We start from the raw sequence: 26,321 nt of genomic DNA, 5'->3' as shown, positions 1-26,321 counted from the left end.
CGTGAATACGTATGTGGTGGATTGTATTAATACTGTTAATTATTGCTATAGGCGCATTACTCTGGTGGCGTAATATTCAGGAACGCAAATGGCAGCTGGAAATGACCTACTTATCCCGATATGAAAATCAGTTTCAGCCTGGCCAGATTACTGCACCAAAGGCGGCTAAAGCGTCACTGCTAGATTACATTGTGTCCAGCGTAATGCCACAGCGTACGCAGCATAATCAGGCAGTACAATCATCACCACAAAAACAGCAGCCATCTGCTACAGAACTGGTACAGACTGAGCCTGAGCTCACACCAGAGCCAGTAGTATCTACTCATGTTTATGAGCAGCCAGAACAGGATTCACCGGCGGAAATCAGCCGGCCGCCTTCACCGGCAGATCAGCCGGTTCTGAAGCAGATTACACCGCAGATTACCGTTACTGAAGCCACCCCAAAACCAGTAAAACCCAGTGCTGCAAGTACAGCCACAGATGCTTCCGGGGATAAAACAGATACCGGCTATCAATTGCAGGTACCGGAAAACAGCCAGCAGGCTCTGGCAGAATCATTGATGCTGGTGAAGACACAACCTACTGTGGCCAGTAGTGATGATGTTCATATAAAGATTGAACCAGAAGCAGAAGACTATCCAAATCCAGATAATGTAGCTGATGATGAAGACAAAGCTTTGGCTGAGGAAAAAATACTGGTTACCAGTGAAGAAGTTGTCGAACCAGCGGTGGTATTTACCCCAAATAAAAATCTGGAAGTAATTACTCTGGCTGAAGCTACGCGCAAAGTGGCTACGCACCCGCTGGCTGATGCAGTAACGGAATCTGCTCCTGTACTTGAAGTTATCCAGCTCAATTGGCAGCACAAACCAGTGAGTAGCCAGAATCAGCAACGCCACCGTAACGCAAAAGAAATAACAGCCGATGATCCTATATTAAATAAAATTCGTTCACGTACCAAAGCCGAACAGGCTGCCTTATTAAAAGCACGAGCATTAAAAAACTTTGATCTGGATGATTTGCAGCAGGCTACACAGCGCAAACTGGGTAATTCGGTAGGCGCACCATCACATCTGGCTCATCCTGTGTTACCCTTGTCAAGCCATCCCTCCCTTGAGTATAGCCTCAGCAATGAACATAATAGCGTGCAGGTTATTGATGAAGAAGATATCCGTTTAAACCTGCTGCGCCAGCGGCTGGCTCGCCAGCGCCATCAGCAGACTTCTCATCACATTAATTCAGGCTATAGCGTACCGGTAATAGCAGAGGATGAAATCTATGCCAATCTGGCTAAAACCGACTCCCCGGTTAATAAACAGAAATTTCAACGGCCAGTAGTACGCGAAAGTGTTATTCCGGCAGCAGCACGCATCAGTAAACGCCATGCTGTCAAAATGACGGCGCCAGTGGCAGATATGTCCGTAGAAACTGGTTACACAGGTGTTGCTGTTAGTGAACGCGCACCACTGTCAACACGCTTTACTCCATTTCAGTCGATGCCAGCGGCTATTACTGCGGCATCAGATATGGCTATGTCACCAGCAGATGGTTATATCAGTGAAGATACAGCCTATGGCACACCAGCCAGTCTCGAAGCAATAGGGGTGGGTAACGCCATGACCGATAGTGTGCGTTCGAGAAGGCACCAGTTTCATTACACGCCAGACGTACAGCCAGTAGTACCACAGGCTGTATCAGCAGATATCAGCACAGTAAACTCTAGTCCTTATTATAATGCTACTGTTCATTCTGTGCCTGGTAATGATGGCATAGCTTCGTATATGCCGGATAAAAACGATGGCGATGTTGCCGTAGCAGAAGCACCAGTATTGGCAACTGATGACCCTTATTTTGCCGATACTGATCTACAGGCAGACACGCCCGTTTATTTCCAAGAGCATGAGAAGCCCGAGGAAGAAGAAACAGATATAGACATATCCAAATACTGGCCACAAGTGGAAAAGCAGCTTGCTAACAGCACCGACACTATAATCGAAGCTGATGAATTAGTGACTGAAGAACTCTCCGCTAGCCAGATTGAATCTGTACCACTGGTTCAAAGCGTGAGTGTGGTTACCGGTTTAAAGCAACCACAGTTGCCTACCGAGCTGAAAAAAAATTCCGGCACACCGCCACAGCAAACAGCCATTGGTATGGCATTACAAAAAGCATTGCATCAGACTGCGGCGGCGGAACCTGTGCCCAAGCCGCAATTAAAACTATTGTTACCGGGCATGGACTTATTATTGCCACCACATTACGACCCGGCAGCACAGCAAAGTGAAGAAACCTTACTCGAAAATGGCATCACCATCGAAGAAAAACTGGCAGAATTCAAAGTTAAAGTTCGCGTAATCGATGCCTTTGCGGGACCGGTAATCACTCGTTATGAAATTGAACCGGCACAAGGGGTGCGCGGTAATCAGGTAGTTAATCTGGAAAAAGATTTGGCGCGCAGTCTGGGCTTTGCATCTATTCGCGTGGTGGAAACCATTCCGGGCAAAACCTGTATGGGACTGGAATTGCCCAACCCTAAACGGCAAATTATCCGTTTGAGTGAAATTTTTTCAGCACCGGTATTTCAGCAGTCACGCTCCAAACTGACATTGGCTCTGGGACAGGGAATTACTGGCCAGCCGGTTGTCACAGATCTGGCTAAAGCCCCACATTTACTGGTTGCCGGTACAACTGGCTCAGGTAAATCAGTAGGCGTCAATGCCATGATACTGTCGATGCTGTATAAAGCAACGCCTGAAGATGTGCGCCTGATTATGATTGACCCGAAAATGCTTGAATTAAGCATTTATGAAGGCATCCCGCATTTGCTCGCACCGGTGGTAACCGATATGAAACTGGCAGCTAATGCGCTAACCTGGTGCGTAAATGAAATGGAAAAGCGCTACAGGCTGATGAGCCATGCTGGTGTGCGTAATTTGGCTGGTTTCAACCAGAAAATTGACGAACTGGCTGCGCATAACAAAAAACTGTTTAATCCGTTTTCCCTCAATCCAAGCGACCCAGAACCTTTGGAAAAACTGCCTTATATAGTAGTAGTTGTAGATGAATTTGCTGACCTGATGATGACGGCTGGCAAGAAAATTGAAGAACTGATTGCACGGCTGGCACAAAAAGCCCGTGCTGCCGGTATCCATCTGATACTAGCAACCCAGCGCCCCAGTGTAGATGTTATTACCGGCCTAATTAAAGCCAATATCCCGACACGCATTGCCTTTCAAGTATCCAGCAAAGTTGACAGTCGTACCATCCTTGACCAGATGGGTGCTGAAAATCTGCTTGGGCAGGGGGATATGCTGTTTTTACCGCCGGGTACAGCCTATCCTGAACGCGTACATGGTGCATTTGTGGCTGATGAGGAGGTACATCGTGTAGTGCATTATCTGAAACAGTTTGGCGAACCAAAGTATATCGATGATATTTTAACTGCCGGTGTCAATGACGATGATATGTTCAGTAATGCTTCCACACGCAGCAATGAGAATGAACTGGATCCACTGTACGATGAAGCGGTTGCACTGGTGGTAAAAACCCGTAAAGCAAGTATTTCTTCCGTGCAGCGTCAGTTGCGCATAGGCTATAACCGTGCAGCTCGTTTGGTAGAACAGATGGAAACTGAAGGTATTGTTTCACCTGCTGAAGGTAACGGTAATCGTACTGTACTGGCACCACAGAATAGCCATCTGGATGATTAGCTGCGCATAACAGGAGCTGCCTGCATCTGTACATTAATCAGAATATTTTAAAACGCATACACACTGTATGCGTTTTTTATTTTCATCATAATATTATGCTGTGAAGTAGTCACTCTAAATGGGTAGTTATTATCGCAGTCATTAGTAATGCTTAAATATTATCAGCGCTGACATCACATGTAATCATTATAGTTAAAATAATGTATTTATTTGTATGAATAAAATAAATATGTAGTGATTTTGTTGCTTTAATAGTCTGTTTTTTTGAAAAATATCAACATTTAGTCAGATTTTACTAAGTAAATTACTGCTGTTTAGCTGGATTTGGCATCAGCCGATACTGGACATTAAAAAGCTGTATAAAAATATGTGCAAAATATTGCTGAAAATTTATTAATACATGTATAAATTTTCAAATCATAAATAAAGAAAAATAAAATTTCTATTATGTTTTATAAGAAAAATAAAATTTGTAAGTAATTGTTTTAAATATTAAATCGTTTGTATTGATTCTAAATTGGTTTTAAGATGAATTGGCTATATTCGAAATGTAAATTTAAATCTTTAACTCTGTAGATATAAATATGTTAATTATCAGGAGGCAAGTTTATGATTGAATCTTATAAACGGTTTTGGCATAACATTCTGAATTTTTCTGGCACCTCCAATCGAACCGATTACTGGTGGCCTATTGTAATAAATTATGTTCTTGGTATGATTTTAATGCATATCGTTGAAAAAATGCTGGGGCATCCGATTAATGATATCTATACCTGGGGTGACTGGACAGTTAATTTTGCCGTGCTTGTGGTTGGTTTTGTAGTTTGGATTGCTAGCTTGTCATTGCTGTTCAGACGCCTGCATGATACAAATCGTTCCGCATGGTGGATTCTGATTTCTCTGATACCGTTAATTGGACAAATATGGCTTATTATCCTGACACTGCTACCCAGTAGACCGAATCGCTTTCATCAGGGTTTTTTTTAATCTGTTTTTCTGACTGGTTTGCAGATGGCAATGAATGAGTAAATTACCCATTTCTGCGTTGGGTTTTCTGTTTATAACCAGTCTGCTTCAGCAGCCATATTTCACTGAGTGGAAAGGTGTTGCTGAGCAGAGAAGCATAAAAAAGTTATCTGTAGCCTCAGGGTTAGTATATTTATTTAGCTGCAATACTGAGCTAACACAGATAATCCACCGGTAAAAATGGCTTGTGATGCTTTTTCTACGAATCATAAAGTAGGATTGATTTAGCATGTCATTATTTGAATGAGAATTTAGTTTAATTAAATATGGTTTAGTTTTCTTTCTTGATTAGAGCTTTAGTTTAAGATAATTTTGATATGAAATGCTAACTGAGCAGATTATTGAAAGGCAATCTGCGATCTTAATCGCTACTTCGATCCTTGGCGCACATTCAAACTAGAAAATCTGTATACAAGAGATATTAAATATCTATTCAGGTCAATAAAATAATTAAATCGAGAGTATGAACGAAAAAAGTCATGCTCTCGATCGTATATTATTTTAAATAGCCTTTTTTCTTTAATTCTTTTTCATGTAGAAAATCTTTTCCTAACAAAAATAAAATTAGACCGACAACAGCAACCATAAGCATTAATATTAAAACACCAAAAATATACAAAATCCATGCTCCTTAATAACGATATGTTGCCCTTGTTCCAGCAAAGAAATTTTAATTTCAGGCTGATAGATTCATTGAAGTCAATATATTTAATATAACCTAATATTTTGATGACAACAATAGAATTTGAATCAAAAAGATTCCTGAATTTACATACGATCTCTTTCCATAATAACTACATATGCTTCTCGATTCCAGAATAGCAGCATACGGCGCATATCTTTTTCAGTTGTTACCACGCGCCATCCCTGCTGAGCATGTTTATTTAAAAATTCTGAAAATTTAATTGGATCAACTTTGGCTGAACCTAAAAACAATGAAGAAAGCATGCTTTCCTGATAGATAATTACTTTATATTCCTTCATCACTACATTCCATAAAGTTTAAGTTTATTTAATTTATTAACTATTAATCGCAAATTAATCTTGCTAATTTGCTCTTTATAGTTAAATTATGTTATCTTACTGAGATGCATTTAGCAAGATTTTTATGACAGTGTGTAATGATGATTGAGTCGTGTTTTATTTGTATTAATATCCTACAAGGCAATGGATTTGCCGCAATCAAAAAACATTATTCTCAAAAAAAGATAATTATTATTTTATGTTATATTTATGAATTTATTATAACGGCGCATCTTTGTGCCGTAAACCGGATAAATTATGCACTAATATGATGCAATTTGCCGTCAGGAATAACTACACTGAGTTAAACATTTTTAAGGAATAAAGTAAATTTAATGCAGATTGCAACAAAAGGAACTGGTTATGTTGCGAAAAGAGCTTAAGCTGTTGCAGATCGAAAACAATATCCCAAAGCAGGCTGTTATCCGTCCAAAGTAAGTAGGCTGAAATTGGTCGCGAATTATGTTGAGAAAATTGAAAATTTTTAACCGTATCTATTAAGTGTTCCAACGTAATTAATATTGACCTCTTGAGCAAAGAAAACTACTAATATGACGATGAGGTGGCGGAAGCAGCATTTAAATTATTAAAACTGGGTTTGCTACAGGAAAAAACTTATTACAAATTGAAGAATTGAAACAGACTTTTGCTACCTATGCTTTAAGCTAAATTTAAAATGATAATGCTATTTAGATTTTGTCTGATTTTGAATATTTGAATTGATTTTAGTAATTAATATTTTTTGAAGAAATTAAATAATTATCTCCATCGTTCATTGAACACTCTACATTTGAAGCATCACTTTTCATCGTTACTTCATAAGTTTTTCCTTTATTTTCATAAAACGCAATAATAAATTTGTGTATATAAACTTTTTTCAGATACTAATAGTGTTATTCGGGTTTTGGTATATCTAAATGTTGAAATCAACTATGCCAGCATTTCTCATCCACATCTTAGTTCATATTTACTGGCCAAGTGTAGCAACTAGATGCTTTTGCTAAATACTGGACAGGAAAATTCGTAATAATAGTGTTAAATAGAATTTTTTAGTTACATAATATTAAAAATTTTTTAAGAAGATTTATAAAAAAGTAAAGAATACGATAAGGTTGTTTCTGCTCTAGCAAATCCATATTGTTTTGTGTTTTGAGCAATACGAAAATTTTAATGGTCTAATCTATTATATTAAAAACTTTTATTGTATTTAGTAAAGAATACGACTTTTTGATATTAAATAGCTATTTACAGTACTCATTGAACATTCTTCATGTGAAGCTTCATTTTGAGTAATTATTTCGTAAGTTTTTCCTTGTTTGTCAAAAAACACAAAATGGTAGATTTGAATATATAAATCTTTTTTCTTTTTTTCTGATGCCAATAAAGTTATTTTTGTTTTGGATTCATCTAAGTTATAGATATCAACTATATTAGCATTTTTCAGCCATCCTTTAGTCATATTCATAGGCCAATTATGGCAATCAGGAGCTTTTGCATGAGACATCATTGGAAGTAACACTAATAATATTTTAGTTAGTTTTTTCATTCTATATACCTCGATTTTTTTTGTCACCACTTTCCTATAATAATTGTTTACGATACTTAAGGTCTATAATAATATATCTGTGAGAAGCCGTTCTGTTTCTTTTACTATTATCACAATGAATTAAAAAAACAGATATACAATACATTTTATTATTTTAAACTGGTAGTAATCTGATTAAATATTTACCCGTAGTAGGATAGGATGGAATTAGTTCAACTATTGTATAGTAGTCTTTAGGAATTGGGCTAATATTTGGTACATTTTCCATCTTGGGAACGTTTTTCCCATATCTTTAGCTGCATACTCTTGAGCTATAAACTTTCCAATATGTTTTAATATATATGTTTTTTTGATTATATGCTTATGAAATAAGGCTACTCCCTTATTTTTACTTGAGTTTGAAATCTCACATTTGAGCTTTTGAAGTTACACTATTTATTATCTATTAATATTGAATTAAATATGTTTTTATTACTCAGGATTCTGTATTAATATGTCTTGTTTTCTTATGTATTTATAATGAAATTTAGTAAATAATTTAAAAAGTTATCAATATTTTATTCTAATTTTTCATTTATATTGATATCAATATATGAGATTAGGTGTTATGAAGAATTTGTGGCAAAAATTTGACCGGTCATTTTTACGTGGGCAAAAGCTTTCAAAAGTATTGGTGGTCATGATTACGATTTGGCTGTTTCTGGCTACCAGTCTGGTAGGGCTGTCGCTGAATACATCGTGGCGGCTGGAGGAGCTGGGGATGGCGATTAATGAAGCCGGTAGTCTGCGCAAACGGGTGTTTTATATGGTGCTGGTGACGAAAACGCCGGGTGCAGAACAGCAGTTTGTACATGAGCAGCGCCAGTTTGAGGCGATTCTTGGTCATTTGCGTCAGTTGCATGAGGCCGGATTTGTTAATGGCTGGCGTCATCGGCAGTTACGGGCACAAGTGGTTAAGGTTGAGGCTCAGTTGCAGGATTTTTTCAGCGACCGTGAGGCATATTTGCAGGGCAGGTTAGGCGATGCGGCATTTCTGGCGCAGGCGCAGAAGTTTACAGCGGTTATTGATCAGCTGGTACTGCTGATTGAGCAGGATAATACGCATAATATTCAGTTGCTGCGCTGGTTGCAGGCATTATTGCTTGTGATGGCGGTGGTTTCGGCGATGGTGTCGCTGGTGCTGCTACATCATTTGGTGATTGTGCCGTTACTGCGTCTGAATCAGGGGATTAGTCAGATTGGGAAAGGCTATTTTGATACGCGTTTGCAGCTTGGCACGGCTAATGAGTTCGGGCAGGTTGCTGATGGTTTTAATCTGATGGCGGCAAAGTTGTATGAGGTATATGACACGCTGGAAAACCGGGTGGCAGAGCAGACTCAGGCAGTGGTGAAACGCAATCGTGAGCTGGCTGTGCTGTATGCGATGACGTCGTTGTTTCAGGAACAGCATGATTTGGCGGTGCTGGTGCAGGTGTTTATGCACAAGATGAAAGCCTTTAGTGGTGCGGATGCGTGTGTGGTGCAGTTGAAAAATCGTCATTCGCAGATGCTGGAGGTGGCCGGTTCGGACGGGCTGACGGAAGAGCAGGTAGACAGGTTTCGCGATTATCGCTGTGATGGCGGGCACTGCACGCAGTTGCTGCAATCGGGACAGATGATTACGAATGAGCAGCTGCGGATTCATGCTGCAAATGATGGTTGCTGCCAGATGAGGCAGACTTTGCCATTTTGTTTGACGTTTGCGGTGAAGTCGGTGGAAGATGAAATCGGTATGCTACATTTGTTTGCGCAGATGCCGTTTACGCTGAGTGGGGAAAATCAGCGCCTGATTTCAACGGTATGCAGCCAGTTTGGGATTGCGATTGAGAGTATGCGCCTGAATGAGCTGGACAAGCAGATGGCGATTCTGGAGGAGCGCAATCTGATGGCGCAGGGCTTGCATGACAGTATTGCGCAGTCGTTGTCGTTTTTGAATATGCAGGTGCAGGTGCTGGAAAAGGCACTTTCGGAGCAGAAGGAGCAGCAGGCGGCACAGACGCTGGATTTTATCCATGAGGGCATTCAGCAGTGTTATGATGATGTGCGCGAGTTACTGTCGAATTTCCGGGTGCGACTGGTGTCGGAGGGGCTGATCAGTTCATTGCAGGGGGTGATGAAGCGCTTTGAGCGGCAAACCGATATTGCGGTGGATTGGTCGGTAGAGGGGGACGTGTATGAGGTGGAATCGGATGTGCAGTTGCAGGTGGTGTTTATTGTGCAGGAGGCTTTGTCGAATGTGCGTAAACATGCGCAGGCCAATGCTGTACGGGTGCGGCTGGCGTATATGGCTGATCGTTTGAATCTGTGGATTGAGGATAATGGTGTGGGTTTTGCTGAGGATACGCTGGAGCAGAAGGAGCAGCAGGGGCATGTGGGTATTCATATTATGAAAGAGCGTGCCGGCAAGATTAACGGGCAATTAAGGATTTTTGCACGGGCAGGCAGTGGGGCGTGTGTGGAGCTGATGGTGCCACGTCAGTATATTCATACGCAGGAATAAATTGTTTTTTTGGGGATGTAGATGCTTGACGGGAAAAAGTACCGGATTCTGATTGTGGATGACCATACGTTGTTTCGGCGTGGTTTGCGTGCGCTGATTGACAGTTGCGCGCGGTTTGAGGTGGTGGGTGAGGCCACAGACGGGCTGGAAGGTGTGAAGATGCAGCAGCAGTTGCAGCCAGACGCGGTGCTGCTGGATTTGGATATGCCGGTGATGCGCGGGCTGGAAGCGCTACCGCAGATGATGAATCACAATCCGCAGCAAGTGGTGCTGATGCTGACGGTATCGGAGGATGGTAGTGATCTGGTGGAATGCATGCGACTGGGAGCACGGGGCTATCTGCTGAAAAATATTGATACTGAGTTTCTGCTGGACAGTATTGAGAAGGCGATTAATGGAGATAGTGTGCTGTCGCCGGAGATGACCAGTAAACTGGTTACGCAGTTGCGCCAGCAGGAACAAGTAGCTGATGAGGTGAAGGAACCGTTAACGCCGCGGGAGCGGGAGATTCTGCGCTGGCTGGCGCGCGGCAACAGTAATAAGCTGATTGCCCGTAATCTGGAAGTTACGGAAAGTACGGTGAAGGTACATGTGCAGAATATTCTGCGCAAGCTGAATGTGGTAAGCAGGGTGCAGGCTGCGGTGTACGCGGTTGAGCACGGTATGGATAAGTAGTTATGTGGTAGTTGCTGTGTGATAGTTGTGCAATTTTTGAGTTTGTATATGGCCTGTTGATTTTGTCAATAGGCCATTTTGCTTATGTGAGCTTGTTCTTTTGGGTTACTGCTTCTGCATCTGATGACTAATGGGATATGCAGGGATGATTCCGTACACTAGGCAAAGTTATTTTTGGGAGTGGCGGGATGGATTCTGGAGTCAGGAAGTCTGTAACTGTGCTTACATCCAGCACGATTGCGTTTGTGACTTGTTTCATGATCTGGATGGTGTTTGCGGTGCTGGGTTTACCTATCAAGCAGCAACTGCATCTGAATGAAACGGAGTTTGGTTTGCTGACGGCGATGCCGGTGTTGTCGGGTTCGCTGATTCGGGTGCCGCTGGGTATCTGGGCTGACCGCTTTGGTAGCCGTATTGTGTTTTTTCTGGTGATGCTGGTGTGTGTGCCGGCGGTATGGTTATTGGAATATGCGCATACTTATAGCCAGTTTTTGTGGATTGCATTGTGGCTGGGCTTGGTAGGCGGTTCGTTTTCAGTGGGTACGCCGTATGTGGCCAAATGGTTTCGCAAGGAGCGGCAGGGGATGGCAATGGGGATTTTTGGTGCCGGTAATGCAGGGGCGGCACTGAACAAGTTTCTGGCACCGGCGCTGATGGCAGCTTATGGCTGGCAGGCTGTACCGCGGGTGTATGCGGTGATTCTGCTGGTGATTACGGTGCTGTTCTGGTTTTTCAGCTATCCGGAGCCTAAAGCTGTTAATGCTAAACAGCCAAGTCTGAAAGCACAGTTGCTACTGATGAAAAATCCGCAGGTATTGAAATACAGCCAGCTATATTCGGTGGTGTTTGGCGGCTATGTGGGTATTTCGCTGTGGATGGTGAGCTATTTCGTTAATGAATATCAGTTTGCTTTGACACAGGCGGCATTGCTGGCCGCGTGTTTTTCGTTGCCCGGTGGTGTGCTGCGTGCCTTTGGTGGGTGGCTGTCGGATAAATATGGTGCTTATAAGGTGACTTGGGCGGTGATGTGGGTGTGTTGGGTGGCATTCTTTCTGCTGTCCTATCCGCAGACACAGATGTCTATTCGTACGGTAAGTGGTCATCTGGATATGCATATTGGTTTAAGTGCGACAGTATTTACGGTGCTGCTGTTTGTTGTAGGTGTGGCGCTGGCAATTGGTAAGGCTTCGGTATTCAAGTTTATTTCCGATGAGTTTCCAGAGGATATGGGCACAGTATCTGGTGTAGTGGGTCTGGCCGGTGGTCTGGGTGGCTTTCTGCTGCCGATTATGTTCGGGGTGTTGGTTGACTGGACAGGGATACGTTCCAGTTCGTTTATGCTGATGTTTGGTACGGTATGTATCAGTTTAATCTGGATGCATTTTTCATTAAAAAAACAGAAGCATCAATAATGTGAGGTTAGTATGGGTAAGGTTTTGAAAGACTGGCGGCCGGAAGACAAGCAGTTCTGGCAGGCCGGCGGTCGTGCGGTGGCTCGCAGGAATTTGTGGATTTCAGTTCCTGCACTGTTGCTGGCATTTGCTATCTGGCAGGTGTGGAGTGTGACGGTGGTGAAGCTGCCGCTGGTGGGCTTTAAATACAGCAGTAATGAGCTGTTCTGGCTGGCGGCGTTACCGGCGCTATCTGGGGCAACTTTGCGGATTTTTTATTCGTTTGTGATACCAATTTTTGGCGGCCGTAAGTGGACGACAATTTCTACAGCCAGTTTGCTGATTCCAGCGCTGGGATTGGGTTTTGCGGTACAGAATCCGAATACTTCTTATAGCACGATGTTTGTGCTGGCACTGTTGTGCGGTTTTGGTGGCGCGAATTTCAGTTCGTCTATGTCGAATATCAGTCTGTTTTTCCCGAAAGCAGAAAAAGGGCAGGCGATGGGTGTAAATGCCGGTTTGGGTAATCTGGGTGTTTCTGCGGTGCAGATTGCGGTGCCGCTGGCAATTACTACCTGTTTGTTTGGTGCGCTGGGTGGTGAGGCGCAGACGATTACTACGCCACAGGGCAGTACGCAGGTGTGGCTGCAAAATGCTGGCTTTATCTGGGTGCCGTTTATTGTGCTGAGCACGCTGGCTGCGTGGTTTGGTATGGATGATATTGGCAGCCTGCATTCTTCGCTGAAAGAGCAGTCAGTTATTTTTAAACGTTTGCACAACTGGATTCTGTGCTGGCTGTACGTGGGTACGTTTGGTTCATTTATTGGCTTTTCTGCTGCTTTTCCTTTGCTGATTACTCGTTCTTTCCCTCATATTGATGCAATCAGGCTGGCTTTTCTGGGGCCGTTTGTGGGCGCGGTGCTGCGTGTGGTGGGTGGCTGGCTGTCTGACCGTATGTCGGCTGCGAAGTTAACGGAAATCAGCTATGCAATGATGATTGTCGGGGTGATTGGTGTGCTGGTGTTTCAGCCAATGGGCGGTAATGCAGGCAATTTTGTTGGCTTCTTCTGTAGCTTTATGCTGTTGTTTGCGTTCAGTGGTATCGGTAATGGTTCGACTTATGCGCAGGCGCCACGGATTTTCTCGCTGTTTCACCGTGAGCTGCATCAGAGTGATGTCAAAGCGGCTGAAATGCATGCAACCAAGGAATCGGCCACGGTGCTGGGCTTTATGGGAGCAATCGGTGCTTATGGCGGTTTTCTGATTCCGAAAAGTTTTGGTTCTTCAATTGAGGCTACGGGCAGTGTATCCATGGCGTTGTGGGGCTTTATCGTTTTCTATGTGAGCTGTCTGCTGATTAATTACTGGTTTTATGTACGTAAACAATCGGTGACACGCTGCTAGTTTGCTGTAGTTACGCCATTGTCGCTGATGATGGCGCTGAAAAAATATAAATCAATAAGAAACTGTTTGAGGCTGCGGCCTCTATGGAGCACAAATTCATGAGCCATTTTTTAGACAGACTGAATTTTTTACGTAAAACCAGAGAGACTTTTTCTGCCGGACATGGTGCTGTGGTGGCAGAAGGGCGTGAATGGGAAGATGCTTACCGTCAGCGTTGGCAGCATGACAAGATAGTACGTTCTACTCATGGGGTGAACTGTACGGGTTCATGTAGCTGGCGCGTTTTTGTGAAAAACGGGCTGATTACATGGGAAATGCAGCAGACGGATTATCCGCGTACTCGTGCGGATTTGCCTAATCATGAGCCACGCGGCTGTCCGCGTGGGGCATCTTATAGCTGGTATGTGTATTCAGCACAGCGGGTGAAATATCCGATGATTCGTGCATCTTTGCTGCGTATGTGGCGCGAAAAGCGCCAGAGTATGGGTGCAATTGAGGCATGGCAGAGCATTACTCAGAATCCGGAGTCAGCGAAGAAATATAAATCCCAGCGTGGTCTGGGTGGTTTTGTCCGTTTGGATTGGCGTGAGGCTTATGAAATTATTGCTGCCGCCAATGCATTTACGATTAAGGAATTTGGCCCTGACCGTGTGATGGGTTTTTCGCCAATTCCGGCAATGTCGATGGTGAGTTATGCTGCTGGTTCGCGCTATCTGAGTCTGATTGGTGGTGTACCGCTGTCGTTTTATGACTGGTACTGCGATTTGCCGCCGTCCAGCCCGCAAACATGGGGTGAGCAGACTGACGTAGCAGAATCAGCCGACTGGTATAACGCCAATTATCTGATGGTATGGGGCTCAAATGTACCAATGACGCGTACGCCGGATGCACACTTCTATACTGAAGTACGCTACAAGGGAACGAAAACGGTAGCGGTATCTTCCGATTATGGTGAAATGGTGAAATTCAGTGATATCTGGATGGCACCGAAGCAGGGTACGGATGCGGCGTTGGCGATGGCGATGGGGCATGTGATTCTGAAAGAATTCCATCTGCAAAATCCATCAGCTTATTTTATCGATTACTGCCGCCGTTTGACTGATATGCCCAATCTGGTGGTACTGAATCAGGATAAGGGTCGTTTGTTGCCCGGTTATTTCCTGCGAGCCAGCCAGATTGCCGGCGGGCTGGATGAGGACAATCATCCGGAATGGAAAACGCTGGTTATTGATGAAAATACCGGCGATATCGTGGCACCGAAAGGCTCGATTGGTTTCCGCTGGGGTGAGCAGGGTAAATGGAATCTGCGCGCGGAAAAATCCGATAATGCGGAAATCAAAGCACTGATTTCACTGGAAAAGAATCATGATGAAATTATGGGCGTGTCTTTTGACTACTTTGGTGGTGAAGATGCGGCTGAAGTGCTTGTGAAAAATATTCCGGTTAAACGGATTACTAATGCTGATGGTGAACAGATACTGGTAACAACAGTATTTGATTTGATGTGCGCCAATTATGGTATCGACCGTGGTTTTGGTGGTGATGGCGTTACTGATGATTATATGGCTGATGTGCCGTATACACCGTTGTGGCAGCAGAAACACACGGGCGTGAAACCTGAGCTGGTGATTCAGGTAGCACGTGAATTTGCACAAAATGCGCATGAAACGCATGGCCGCAGTATGGTGATTGTGGGTGCCGGTCTGAATCACTGGTATCACATGGATATGGCTTATCGCGGCATTATCAATATGCTGATGATGTGTGGCTGTATTGGTCAGAGTGGTGGTGGCTGGTGTCACTATGTGGGTCAGGAAAAGCTGCGTCCGCAAACTGGTTGGGCACCGCTGGCCTTTGCTGCCGACTGGAACAGACCATCACGGCAGATGAATGGCACGTCATTCTTTTACGCGCATACCAGTCAGTGGCGGCATGAAAAGCTGAGTATGGCGGAAGTGATTGCGCCCACTCATGCAGGCCAGATGGCGAATATGAGCCAGTTGGACTTTAACGTAAAAGCTGAACGTATGGGCTGGCTGCCCTCGGCACCACAGTTGGCATGCAATCCGCTGGATGTGACCCGTGATGCAGAAGCACAAGGTAAAGACCCGATTGCTTTTGCTGTTGAGCAGATGAAAGCTGGCACGTTGGATATGGCGTGTAACGATCCTGATAATCCGCAGAATTTTCCGCGCAATCTGTTTGTATGGCGCTCGAATATTCTTGGTTCATCCGGTAAGGGACATGAATATTTCCTTAAATATCTGCTTGGTACTCAGAATGCACTGATGAGTGATGAAAGCACTGCCATCAAGCCAATTGATGTGAAGGTACGCCCGGCTGCTGAAGGCAAGCTGGATTTGCTTACCGTGCTGGATTTCCGTATGTCTACTACCTGCCTGTATGCGGATATTGTGCTGCCAACAGCTACTTGGTATGAAAAGGATGATTTGAATACTTCGGATATGCATCCGTTTATTCATCCTATGAGCGAAGCGGTGAAGCCATTATGGGAAAGCAAGACTGACTGGGATATTTACCGTGGTCTGGCCAAAGCTTTTTCAGAAACCGCGAAAGATTATCTGGGCGTACGCAAAGACTTGGTATTAACACCATTGATGCACGACAGCCCGGAAGAACTGGCACAGCCGTTTGACCCGAAAGACTGGAAACTGGGTGAATGTGAGCCGGTGCCGGGTAAAACCATGCCGAAAATGACGGTAGTGGAACGCGATTATGGCGCGATTTACGACAAGTTTACTTCTGTTGGTCCATTACTGGAAAAAATCGGTAATGGCGGTAAAGGCATTAGCTGGCAGACCGCTGCGGAAGTTGATTTGTTGCGCAAGCTAAACAACACCCAGCATGAGGGTGTGGCCAAAGGACAGCCGAAATTGCACAGTGCCATAGATGCAGCAGAAATGATTCTGACGCTGGCACCGGAAACCAATGGCCATGTAGCAGTTAAAGCATGGGAGGCTTTATCCAAAAATACCGGTATTGACCATACTCATCTGGCAATTGCACGTGAGGATGATGCCATTCGTTTCCGTGATGTGCAGGCGCAGCCACGCAAGATTATTTCTTCGCCTACATGGTCTGGTCTGGAAAGCGAAAAAGTCAGCTATAACGCTGGTTATACCAACGTGCACGAATTGATACCGTGGCGTACGCTTACCGGCCGCCAGCAGTTTTATCAGGATCATAAATGGATGCGGCTGTTTGGTGAAGGATTGGTTTCCTATCGTCCGGCGGTAGACCTGAAAACCACGCTGAATGTGCAAGGCCATCACAGTAATGGCAATCCGGAAATTGTGCTCAATTTCATCACTCCGCACCAGAAATGGGGTATCCACAGTACCTATTCTGACAATCTGCGTATGCTGACTTTGTCTCGTGGTGGTCCGCATGTCTGGGTATCTGAAATTGATGCTAAACGCGCAGGTTTGCAGGACAACGACTGGGTAGAAGTATTCAATGTGAACGGTACTTTAACCGCTCGTGTGGTAGTGAGCCAGCGCGTACCGGAAACTATGATTCTGATGTATCACGCGCAGGAAAAAATCGTTAATGTACCCGGTTCGGAACTGTCTGGTAAGCGTGGTGGTATTCATAATTCCGTCACTAAAGTGGTGATGAAGCCAACTCATATGATTGGTGGCTATGCGCAACTTTCATGGGGCTTTAACTACTATGGCACGGTAGGCACTAATCGTGACGAATTGGTAGTGGTACGCAAAATGAACAAGGTGGACTGGCTCGATCAACCGGCCAAAACACCGGTAGCAGAATAAGTAAGGAACACAATCATGAAAATACGTGCACAAATTGGAATGGTGTTGAATCTGGACAAGTGTATTGGCTGCCATACCTGTTCTGTTACCTGTAAAAATGTCTGGACCAGCCGTGATGGGGTGGAATATGCCTGGTTTAATAATGTTGAAACCAAGCCGGGTATAGGTTATCCGAAAAACTGGGAAGATCAGGAACAGTATAAGGGGGGCTGGGTACGCGAACGTTCTGGTAAGCTGAAACTGAAACAGGGTAATAGACTGAAAATATTGGCTAATATCTTTGCTAATCCGAATATGCCGGCTATTGACCAGTATTATGAACCATTCACCTATGATTATGAACATCTGCAAAAAGCACCACTGATGCAGACTCCGCCCACGGCGCGGCCGGTTTCGGTATTGACCGGGCAGAAAATGGACAAAATCGAATGGGGGCCAAACTGGGAAGATGATCTGGGTGGTGAGTTTGCCAAACGTTCGAAAGACAAACTCTTCGATGGGATTCAAAAGGACATTTATGCCGCTTTTGAAAACACCTTTATGATGTATCTGCCACGTTTGTGTGAGCATTGTCTGAATCCGGCCTGCGTGGCTAGCTGTCCGTCTGGTTCGATTTATAAGCGTGAAGAAGATGGCATTGTGCTGATTGATCAGGACAAATGTCGTGGCTGGCGCATGTGCGTATCCGGTTGTCCGTATAAAAAGATTTATTACAACTGGGTAGCTGGTAAAGCTGAAAAATGTATTTTCTGCTATCCGCGCATTGAAGGCGGGCAGCCAACCATCTGCTCGGAAACCTGTGTTGGCCGAATCCGCTATCTTGGCGTACTGCTCTATGATGCCGATCGTATCAGCGAGAGCGCAGCTGTTGAAAATCCGCAGGATTTATATGAGCAGCAACTGGATATATTCCTCGACCCGAATGATCCGGAAATTGCTAAGGAAGCACTGGCACAAGGCATTCCGGCCGACTGGATACAGGCTGCGAAAAATTCACCGGTTTACAAAATGGCGGTTGAGTGGAAAGTGGCGTTTCCGCTGCATCCTGAATACCGTACCTTGCCGATGGTATGGTATATACCGCCGTTATCACCGATACAGTCAGCAGTTGAATCCGGGGTAATCGGACAAAATGGTTTGATTCCGGAAATCAAGGATATGCGTATTCCGCTTGAATATCTGGCTAATCTGCTGACTGCCGGTAAGACTGAGCCGATTGTGAATGCGCTACAAACCATGATTGATATGCGTAAATACATGCGCAGTAAATCTATTTACTCAGACGAGCAGGCTTTACAGGAGTTGTCTGGCCACCGACTCAGTGCCACACAGATTGAAGAAATGTATCAGATTATGGCCATTGCCAATTATGAAGACCGTTTTGTCATTCCAAGTGCGCATAAAGAACTGGTGAGCAACACCTTCGAAGAAAAAGCCAGCTGCGGCTTCTCTTTTGGTGATGGCTGCCACAATGGCCACAGCAAGGAAAGTCTGTTTGGTACCCGCAAAGCTGCGCCGATTGTTTTTCATGGTCTGCGCAAGAAAAATGACCGCCAGTCAATTTAAGAGGATAGAAATGTACAAGATTTTATCCATTTTACTTAGCTATCCGCGGCAGGAATGGCTGAACCATACTGAAGAGCTGTCTGATGCTGTCAGCAAGCAGGCTACGGCTGAGCAGGCAACAGCCTTACAGCCATTCTTTGCCCATTTGCGTGCCCACGATGAAATCAGTCTGCAGGAAGTGTATGTCGATACCTTTGATCGCAGTCGCAGCCATGCTCTGCACCTGTTTGAACATCTGCATGGCGAAGACCGTGCCCGCGGACAGGCAATGGTAGACCTGCTGGCTGAGTATCAGGCACGCGGACTGGAACCGGAAAATAATGAATTGCCGGATTATCTGCCCTTATTTCTGGAATTTTTGTCCAGTATCGATGTGCAGGAGGCTGAGAATCTGCTTGCTGATGCCGTACATGTGATTAGCTATATTGCGGAAAATCTGCATAAAAGCCAGTCTGTGTATGCGCCGGTAATGGATGCTGTAGTGGCTTTATCCCCTGTGGCTCCAGAACCGTTACAAGCAGCACCAGTGCGCAATATGGATGAAGCATTGGAAAAATTTGGCCCCACCGCAGAAGGACTGGAACCTTTATTAAACCAGCCATCAGTGCAGGAAGTGCAATTTTTCCGCAATAAAAAACTTAGTTAAGCCGGGAGACAGCATGTATTATCTCAATCAATTTATTTTCGGCATTTATCCGTATATTGCCGTCAGTATTTTTTTTCTGGGCAGCCTGATTCGTTTTGATACTAATCAATACTCATGGAAATCCGAATCCAGCCAGTTACTGTATCCGCGTCTATTGCGCGTTGGTAACATTTTGTTTCACATCGGTGTACTGGGGCTGTTTTTTGGCCATCTGGTTGGTTTGCTGACGCCGGTTATCGTCTGGGATACGCTTGGAGTCAGCCATGAAACCAAACAGCTTACTGCCATGATTGCAGGCGGTACTATGGGCACTCTGGCTCTGATTGGCCTGCTGATGCTTATCTATCGCCGTTTCAGCTGTGCGCGCCTGCTGGCCAATAGCAGCTGGCGTGACAAGCTGGTTTTAATCTGGCTGCTGATAACACTTTGTTTGGGGTTGGGCACAATTCATGTTTCTGCTCATCATCTGGATGGGGAAGAGATGATTAGCCTGATGCAGTGGGCGCAGCACATTGTTACTTTTAGAAGTGGTGCAGCAAACATTATTGCCCATGTCGACCCGATATTCAAATTACACCTGTTTATGGGGATGAGTGTATTTGTGATTTTCCCATTTACCCGTCTGGTGCATATCTGGAGTGGTTTCGGCGCCTTAGTTTATCTGAAACGTAAGGCTCAATTAGTGAGAAGCAGACGTTATTAATATAGCTTGCTAGTGATCAAAAAGGCAGTACTGGTATTCAGTACTGCCTTTAAAATATTTGTTATCCGCATAAAGCAATCAGGCAACCTAAACCAATATCGCTTCAATCACTATTGATTTTATACGGCCTGATAAAGCATAATTACACCAATCTTATTGCATCTATGATGCTGATCTCAGCCAGATGGCCATAATATCCAGGCAATGTTGTAATCTCTTTATATCAGGCCGACATTCAATCAAAACCATATATGGTGGATTAAATATATATTTTAAATTTTTCTACCACTACGCCGCATATATGAAAGCGTTGAGACATTTCGATAATCGGATAGCGGTTATTCAATGGCTTCAGATAGTGGTGGCTACCTTCATTGATATATTGCTTGAACATGGCTTCGCTGCCATTTTCACGCACTACAACAAAACATCCGTGGTGTACAGGTTGTTCCGGTTCAACAATAATTCTGTCGCCAGCCGTAAATTCAGGTTCCATACTGTCGCCTTTGATTTCCAGCGCAAATGCCTGTGCTCCTGGCTTGCGTAATGTGGGTACCCAGCTACTGCTGGCCGCAGTTAAAGTATCCCTGTCCAGTTGTTTGGCTGCATCTATCCACGATAGCAAGGGTACTTTGTAACCATTGAATAAAATTTCATTTGCTTCAAATGAACCTATACCAAAATGTTCTGGCTTTACTACATCAGCAAAATAAGAAACCAGCTTGTCAATATGTGCCTTATCTATGCGGCCGGTCTGAATCCAGCTGGTTACAGAAGGTGGTTTAATTGCGAAAGCGCGGGCTACATCAGCTTTTCGTACACCTTTAAGCTCAATTGCGGATTTAATCGCCTCACCTAATTTTTTACCCGTATACATAATGATCCTTAGTTTTTGCCTAATCTTATTTAGTGGCTGTATAATTAGGCAATGAATTGCAATTTATTAGTTATTAGCTTATTATTACGCTTATTCTATTGTGTGGCTATACTTTTTATTAATCAATATCCAATTTTTGTTAGGCAAGTAGTAAAATATATTTATTAAACTACAATATAATACCTACTACAAATTTTAATTTAAAAATACATCATAGCAATCTAAGAAAAGGGAAAAGTATGATTTTGCTAAATATTTGTTAAATAAGTATTTAATCTTATTGTATATCTAAGGTATTAATGAACCAAAGACAAATTCACATCTGGTTAAATACTTTATGAAATTATTAAGTATAACTTAAATGTTTTTAGCACATCACTTAGTTAAGGTGTATCTATGACAGACTATAGAGTAGAAGTTGATCTGGCAGAAAATGTATTGCGTGCTTATGAATACTGTATGAGAGATACCATTAAAAAAGGGCATTGCCGCAGTATTGAATGGAAATATCAGGCTACCACACATGTCAAAAATAATCAGCAGGCACTTTATCCTACCTATCAGCCAGAAGTATACGATATGGTAAAAATCACGTTGGGAAACCTGTTTTACAAAAATCGTGAAGCATTTGCTACATTATCAAGCAAATACTGCAAAATAAGTCCTTTATATAAGCGTCAGAGTCAGCATGGTGTTAAACGCAACCAGCGCCGGCGCTATTCCAGTAAAGACTGGAATCAGGCCATTGAACAAAGCCTGTGGCTTTTCTGGCAGGAAATGAAGCAGCAACCCCTATTTGAAAAATATTTTCGTTATACTACTTGACACATTCTGTACAAACTTTATAATAAGTTAAAAATTACAGGTATGCTTAACCTTAAACAGCTGATAGATAAAGTTCCCGAAAGGGAGCTTTTTTGCGCCCTAAAAAATATTTAGCATGTGAATGCTGATTATTATTTTGATTATTTGAAGCAAATGGCTATTATCTTAAAATTGGATACTGTTTGAATGGATCCGGTTTTTGTTAAGAGCTTGTTTTGAAAATTATGGAAACTTACATCCATGAGGTGAAGTGTACTATTTAAACTTATTTTACAAATATTTAATGAAGAAATTTATCTTTTAAACAAGATGTGTTTCAATTTTGGTCTGGTTATTAGAGCATAATCAAATCGGTGAATTCTTACTGCTTGTGATTGTGTAGCGGATAGAATCATTTTAATCACATAAAGACACAGCGTTAATAGTAATCAAAAGCTTCAATGTTTATTCATACTCCAAATAGTGAAATTCACTAACTAACCCAATTGCCAGCCATAGCTGGCGGTTATCTGAAGGTGAACTGCCTGCTACATTTAGATATAAATGCATAGAAATATTTCAAAACAAATTGTTAAATATGAAATGACAAAAGGTTATTTAACTAAGATTTTTAAGGTTAAGAATCTCTAAGTATTGGGCTGGATACTTTGTTTGGTATCCAGCTAATCATCTGCTATAAAATGATGACTATTAAGATTACTAATTGCCATTAATGTACTTATAAAAATCCTGCTTTGTAAACGATTTGCCCGATAAGTTCAATATCACTTAAGGCCACAATTTCATCAGGGTATTCATAATTGTTGTAACTTTTCATGCGTATTTGCTGATTTGGTAAATTTTGCAGAATTTTGATTCTGAACAGTTCTCCCTGATTAAAGGCATACATCTTGCCATCAATCGGATTTTTCTTGGAAATATCAATAATGAATTTATCACCATCATTCAACAGGCTTTGCATAGAGTTCCCGCTCATGGTGGCACAAACCAGATTATCTATCTGCAAATTATGTAGATTCAGTTCTGTTTTTAAAATGGATAATTGGGTGTTCCATAAAGTGGTACCCTGATTAACGAGTGGAGGAATATTAATGAAAGCACTATCATTGCTACTAATTTGGGCTGTAGTAACAGTTTGCTGAAAATTAAGTATTTCCATGATTTTATTGACTGTTTCTAATCTGGGTGTGATTTTACCCAATTCATATCTGGATATCAGGGATGGGGTAATGCTGGTTTTCTGGGCTAGTTCTTTCTGGGAGAGTCCGGCCGCCAGTCTGGCTGCTTTGAGTTGATTAGCAAATTTCATGATAGAAAAAATAAGATGTTAAGAAATAAAATTTAATTCATAAATGATAAAAAATTGGTCATAAATGGCCATAAAATGCTTGTAATTATCTTTTATAGATTTTAATATAGCCATATATGGCTATGGCTGATAACCAGTTAGGGGTATATTACCTTAAATTATATAGAGTCAAAACTGTCACTAAGTTTTAACTGAAAGTATTTGTAAATAAATTCAACTTAAATTAACGATTGATTGATACAAGGTAAAAATAAAAATTTTTAAATATATTTAACAATATTAGTATCTGAAATGGAAATACCTCAAAGGCTGCCACCTTTGAGGTATTAAGTAAACAAAAATCCCAAGATTGAAAAAGGAGTTTTGAATGAATAATAGTATCACATTTGTTTCTTTTTATGGGAGTAGCCTCGCTACAGTTAAAGTTAAAAATACGGTTTACGTATGTATGAAATCGGTGATTAATGGAATTGGTCTGGACTGGTCAACCCAGCACCGTAAATTAAAGGGATGCTATCAAAAATATGGATGCGGATTTTTGTCTATCCCGGTTAAAAACGGTACCAAAAAAATTCTAGTGACGCCACTAAAAAAGCTGACTAACTGGCTGCAGAGTATCAATCCGAAAAAAGTTAAAGATAGCGTGAAGGAGATGGTATTGGTTTATCAGCGCGAATGCGCTGAGGCTATTCAGGCTCACTGGCGTAAGCCCCGAACTGTGAGAAAACCACGTTGTGAGGAAGTGGCTGATAAGAATGGTTGTACTGGTTTGTTGCCTAACCAGATTTCTATAATCAAGGCCTTACACAGGCAGTTGGTGCTAGCTGTTGCCAAAGAAAAACAGGCTGAGCTGGCGATGACCTTATGGCAGGCTGTGCAAACACGCTATGGTGTCAGTTATGAGAAAGTACCCTCAGCCAAATTTGTAGATGTTATCTGCCTGTTAAGCCGTGTTGCAGTCAAGAAAGCCAGTATCTGTAGCCTGGAATCGGAAAAAGATTGTAGTGATGAAATTAACGTTCCATCTACAGTGCTGGTTAGCCTGTATGAATCATTTGCCTGTTCGCAGAAGATGCGCCTGATGTATGAGCATTTATTTCCGACTTTTCGTATTCTGGGTAGTAAATATGAAGCGCAGATTCATGAATTTGCATATGAAATGGATCGGATATTTAATAAATGTCACAAGGCTTTTTTACCATTGTTCGAAAAAATGCCAGAATCCGAAGCTAAAGAATCAGCACGTAATTATCTGGCCAAACTGATGTAACAGTCTGGTTGGTTTGAATAAAAGTAGTTGTAAGCTTTAGCCACACCTTGAGAGCATCTCGAAACCGGGCTGTCTAATGTGTGGCTAATAATGGCTGAATTAGCTGTAAATTGTTATCACTATAAATTTTAGCATGTATTTAATATGAAAAAGATAATTATAAATTAGTAATGATGTTTACTAAAAAATGATTTTTTATATAAAAGTAAGGAATGAAAAAAAATTTAGAACTTTAAAATAAACTTTTGAAAAATATGATTAATAAATGAATATTTTAATATTAATAGGTATTAAAACTGGCTTTTGAGCCAGTTTTATTGTTTTTGAGGATTTGATGGTTGATTTATGAAAAATGTGGAATTGGCATTGCAGCTACTTCATTCGCTGCTGGACTTGAGGTTTTTGCCTGATAAATTGCAAAAATGGTTATTTTGTACAGGTACACGGGTAATTACGGTTACCAGTGCGCTGATTATGATAGGTTTTGCTGGCATGTTTCTACTGGGTGGCAGTGAAATTTTTAATCTGAAATTGTATAAAGGCTTTTTGTTATTGCACCCTTATACATTGTCGATATTACTGATTGGGGTGGCATTGTTGCAGCTGATTATAGCGATATTTAAATCCAATCGTTGTAGTGTGCTTTCTGGTTATTTACTGATTTTATCTGCATTGATGTGGGCTGTAATATCAGCTACGTTCTGGGCATCATACCCGCCTTTAACAACAGGCATGACTACTTATCCTGTGTTAACCGTGGTGTGTGCTCTGGCAGGGCGTAATTTGATCAACTACACAAAACGGGTTGAAGATTTGAAATATAAAGGACGATAAAGTATGGAGTTAGTGAAAGATGCTTTTTCGGTCTGTATTTTATTTGCGCTGATGGGTGGGCTGGCTGGTTCTTTACTGGTTACAGATTACAAACGTTACGGCTGGTTTATGACGATTTTGTTTGTTTTGTTGGGAATGATATTTGCTGCGGCAGTAACCGATTATTTTTTCCCGCAAAATCATCCGTGGCTTTTTGCCAGCGTCGGGGTGTTTGCCGGTATGTCAACGACGTCATTTTTAGATGCGTTCAAGGCAGCCGCACCGAAACTGGCACAGCGCATAATTAATATTGTGAGCAAAAAAGCAGAGCAGTTTGTTGGTAGTGATGAGTCAACAAAAGAATAATTATAAATAAGTGTCCGGCAGCCTGAGGGCTGCTTTTTTATGGATTATAAAAATGTATAAATTGAGTAATCGATCATTGCAACGTTTATATGGGGTAGATGCTGGTCTGGTTAAGGTAGTCAAACGGGCAATTGAACTGACCAGACAGGATTTTATGGTAACAGAAGGTTTGCGCACGCATGAACAGTGTTGTATTAATTATGGCAAGGGCCGAACAGCGCAGCAATGCAGCCAGAAAGGTGTACCTGCTAAATATGCGCAGCCAGATTTGAGTAAAGTAACCTGGTTAAATAATCCGTTTGCCAGTAAACATGTTACCGGCAGGGCTATAGATTTGATTCCGTATCCGGTTGACTGGAATGATTTAAAAAAATTTCACTTGATTGCCGCGGCCATGAAACAGGCGGCTGCTGAGCTGGGAGTGAGAATTATATGGGGTGGTGACTGGAAAAGCAGTAAAGATTACCCACATTTTGAGATATAATAGGCCGGTTTGGCTTATATCTGGCCACTCTTCAAGCTTGTTGATAATTATCTGCTACATATAAGTTTATTGTGCTATTGGTTGTGCCAATCTGCTATAGACCAGAACTTTGATAATTGTCAGGCAATTTGGTTAATCTGACGGCAAAATTGAATTCTTCTAAACGGGTTGACTCTGATAGAGCAAATGGCGAGGAGTGAATGATATTCAGACAGTTATAAAATTGATTTAATCGGATAATTTGCCATTTATGATAACCGGCTTATCAGGCTGTTCTATCATTAGATTTAGACATTAATTTATTTTCTTTCGGAGATACTGTGCTTAGGGTTTATGAGCACGGATTTGCCATGG

Annotated in this window: 19 protein-coding genes; 15 read left to right on the top strand and 4 right to left on the bottom strand. The window is 42.5% G+C overall.

Features of this window, described 5'->3' with window-relative positions; genetic code table 11:
- Positions 1 to 11: 11 nt before the first annotated feature.
- Together GYX26_RS11405 and GYX26_RS05825 are read left to right on the top strand one after the other, a co-directional pair.
- Entirely contained in the window at positions 12 to 3,710 is a 3,699-nt protein-coding gene (locus GYX26_RS11405) for a DNA translocase FtsK (protein ID WP_238791240.1), read from the top strand.
- A gap of 609 nt (positions 3,711 to 4,319) precedes the next feature.
- Positions 4,320 to 4,697, top strand: a complete 378-nt coding sequence (locus GYX26_RS05825) for a DUF805 domain-containing protein (RefSeq protein ID WP_174828482.1) — start codon at positions 4,320 to 4,322, stop codon at positions 4,695 to 4,697.
- Positions 4,698 to 5,504: 807 nt separating this feature from the next.
- On the opposite strand, the gene GYX26_RS05820 is transcribed toward GYX26_RS05825, so the two are convergent.
- Both GYX26_RS05820 and GYX26_RS05815 read right to left on the bottom strand, forming a co-directional pair.
- Positions 5,505 to 5,720, bottom strand: coding sequence for a DUF4177 domain-containing protein (locus GYX26_RS05820; protein ID WP_174828481.1), 216 nt, complete (start codon positions 5,718 to 5,720; stop codon positions 5,505 to 5,507).
- A gap of 1,246 nt (positions 5,721 to 6,966) precedes the next feature.
- Positions 6,967 to 7,305, bottom strand: coding sequence for a hypothetical protein (locus GYX26_RS05815; protein WP_174828480.1), 339 nt, complete (start codon positions 7,303 to 7,305; stop codon positions 6,967 to 6,969).
- Positions 7,306 to 7,912: 607 nt separating this feature from the next.
- Here GYX26_RS05815 and GYX26_RS05810 point away from each other — a divergent pair.
- From GYX26_RS05810 to narI, 8 genes are all read left to right on the top strand, one after another.
- Positions 7,913 to 9,844 (top strand): histidine kinase, encoded by a 1,932-nt coding sequence (locus tag GYX26_RS05810; RefSeq protein ID WP_174828479.1) that lies wholly within the window; start codon positions 7,913 to 7,915, stop codon positions 9,842 to 9,844.
- A 21-nt stretch (positions 9,845 to 9,865) separates the two neighbouring features.
- Positions 9,866 to 10,519 (top strand): response regulator transcription factor, encoded by a 654-nt coding sequence (locus GYX26_RS05805; RefSeq protein WP_100089852.1) that lies wholly within the window; start codon positions 9,866 to 9,868, stop codon positions 10,517 to 10,519.
- A 188-nt stretch (positions 10,520 to 10,707) separates the two neighbouring features.
- Positions 10,708 to 11,931, top strand: coding sequence for a nitrate/nitrite transporter (locus GYX26_RS05800; RefSeq protein ID WP_174828478.1), 1,224 nt, complete (start codon positions 10,708 to 10,710; stop codon positions 11,929 to 11,931).
- A 12-nt stretch (positions 11,932 to 11,943) separates the two neighbouring features.
- On the top strand, positions 11,944 to 13,314 hold the full coding sequence (locus tag GYX26_RS05795) for an MFS transporter (RefSeq protein WP_174828477.1): 1,371 nt from the start codon (positions 11,944 to 11,946) through the stop codon (positions 13,312 to 13,314).
- A 98-nt stretch (positions 13,315 to 13,412) separates the two neighbouring features.
- Positions 13,413 to 17,108, top strand: a complete 3,696-nt coding sequence (locus GYX26_RS05790) for a nitrate reductase subunit alpha (RefSeq protein WP_174828476.1) — start codon at positions 13,413 to 13,415, stop codon at positions 17,106 to 17,108.
- Between the two features lie 15 nt (positions 17,109 to 17,123).
- Positions 17,124 to 18,674 (top strand): nitrate reductase subunit beta, encoded by a 1,551-nt coding sequence (gene narH, locus GYX26_RS05785; RefSeq protein WP_174828475.1) that lies wholly within the window; start codon positions 17,124 to 17,126, stop codon positions 18,672 to 18,674.
- Positions 18,675 to 18,684: 10 nt separating this feature from the next.
- Positions 18,685 to 19,320: a nitrate reductase molybdenum cofactor assembly chaperone gene (gene narJ, locus GYX26_RS05780; RefSeq protein WP_202984288.1), complete on the top strand. Its 636-nt coding sequence runs from the start codon at positions 18,685 to 18,687 to the stop codon at positions 19,318 to 19,320.
- Between the two features lie 13 nt (positions 19,321 to 19,333).
- Positions 19,334 to 20,023, top strand: coding sequence for a respiratory nitrate reductase subunit gamma (narI, locus tag GYX26_RS05775; RefSeq protein ID WP_174828474.1), 690 nt, complete (start codon positions 19,334 to 19,336; stop codon positions 20,021 to 20,023).
- A gap of 259 nt (positions 20,024 to 20,282) precedes the next feature.
- On the opposite strand, the gene GYX26_RS05770 is transcribed toward narI, so the two are convergent.
- Positions 20,283 to 20,900, bottom strand: a complete 618-nt coding sequence (locus GYX26_RS05770; RefSeq protein ID WP_174828473.1) for a LexA family transcriptional regulator — start codon at positions 20,898 to 20,900, stop codon at positions 20,283 to 20,285.
- A gap of 396 nt (positions 20,901 to 21,296) precedes the next feature.
- Between GYX26_RS05770 and GYX26_RS05765 the strand changes: the two genes are divergently transcribed.
- A complete protein-coding gene (locus tag GYX26_RS05765; protein WP_174828472.1) occupies positions 21,297 to 21,725 on the top strand; it encodes a hypothetical protein in 429 nt (142 codons plus the stop codon).
- Positions 21,726 to 22,443: 718 nt separating this feature from the next.
- On the opposite strand, the gene GYX26_RS05760 is transcribed toward GYX26_RS05765, so the two are convergent.
- Entirely contained in the window at positions 22,444 to 23,034 is a 591-nt protein-coding gene (locus GYX26_RS05760) for an XRE family transcriptional regulator (protein WP_174828471.1), read from the bottom strand.
- 367 nt (positions 23,035 to 23,401) lie between these two features.
- Here GYX26_RS05760 and GYX26_RS05755 point away from each other — a divergent pair, with 367 nt between their 5' ends.
- The 4 genes from GYX26_RS05755 to GYX26_RS05740 all read left to right on the top strand — a co-directional run bounded on the left by GYX26_RS05755 (position 23,402) and on the right by GYX26_RS05740 (position 25,967).
- Positions 23,402 to 24,304, top strand: coding sequence for a phage antirepressor N-terminal domain-containing protein (locus GYX26_RS05755; RefSeq protein ID WP_174828470.1), 903 nt, complete (start codon positions 23,402 to 23,404; stop codon positions 24,302 to 24,304).
- Between the two features lie 345 nt (positions 24,305 to 24,649).
- Positions 24,650 to 25,138, top strand: a complete 489-nt coding sequence (locus tag GYX26_RS05750) for a hypothetical protein (protein ID WP_174828469.1) — start codon at positions 24,650 to 24,652, stop codon at positions 25,136 to 25,138.
- 3 nt (positions 25,139 to 25,141) lie between these two features.
- Positions 25,142 to 25,483 (top strand): hypothetical protein, encoded by a 342-nt coding sequence (locus GYX26_RS05745; RefSeq protein WP_174828468.1) that lies wholly within the window; start codon positions 25,142 to 25,144, stop codon positions 25,481 to 25,483.
- Positions 25,484 to 25,535: 52 nt separating this feature from the next.
- Positions 25,536 to 25,967, top strand: coding sequence for a M15 family metallopeptidase (locus tag GYX26_RS05740; RefSeq protein ID WP_174828467.1), 432 nt, complete (start codon positions 25,536 to 25,538; stop codon positions 25,965 to 25,967).
- Positions 25,968 to 26,321: the final 354 nt, after the last annotated feature.

Source organism: Snodgrassella sp. ESL0253, assembly GCF_013344965.1.
GTDB classification, from domain to species: Bacteria; Pseudomonadota; Gammaproteobacteria; order Burkholderiales; family Neisseriaceae; genus Snodgrassella; species Snodgrassella alvi_B.
Note: the sequence above shows the minus strand (reverse complement) of the source record. Positions and strands in the feature narration are given on the sequence as shown.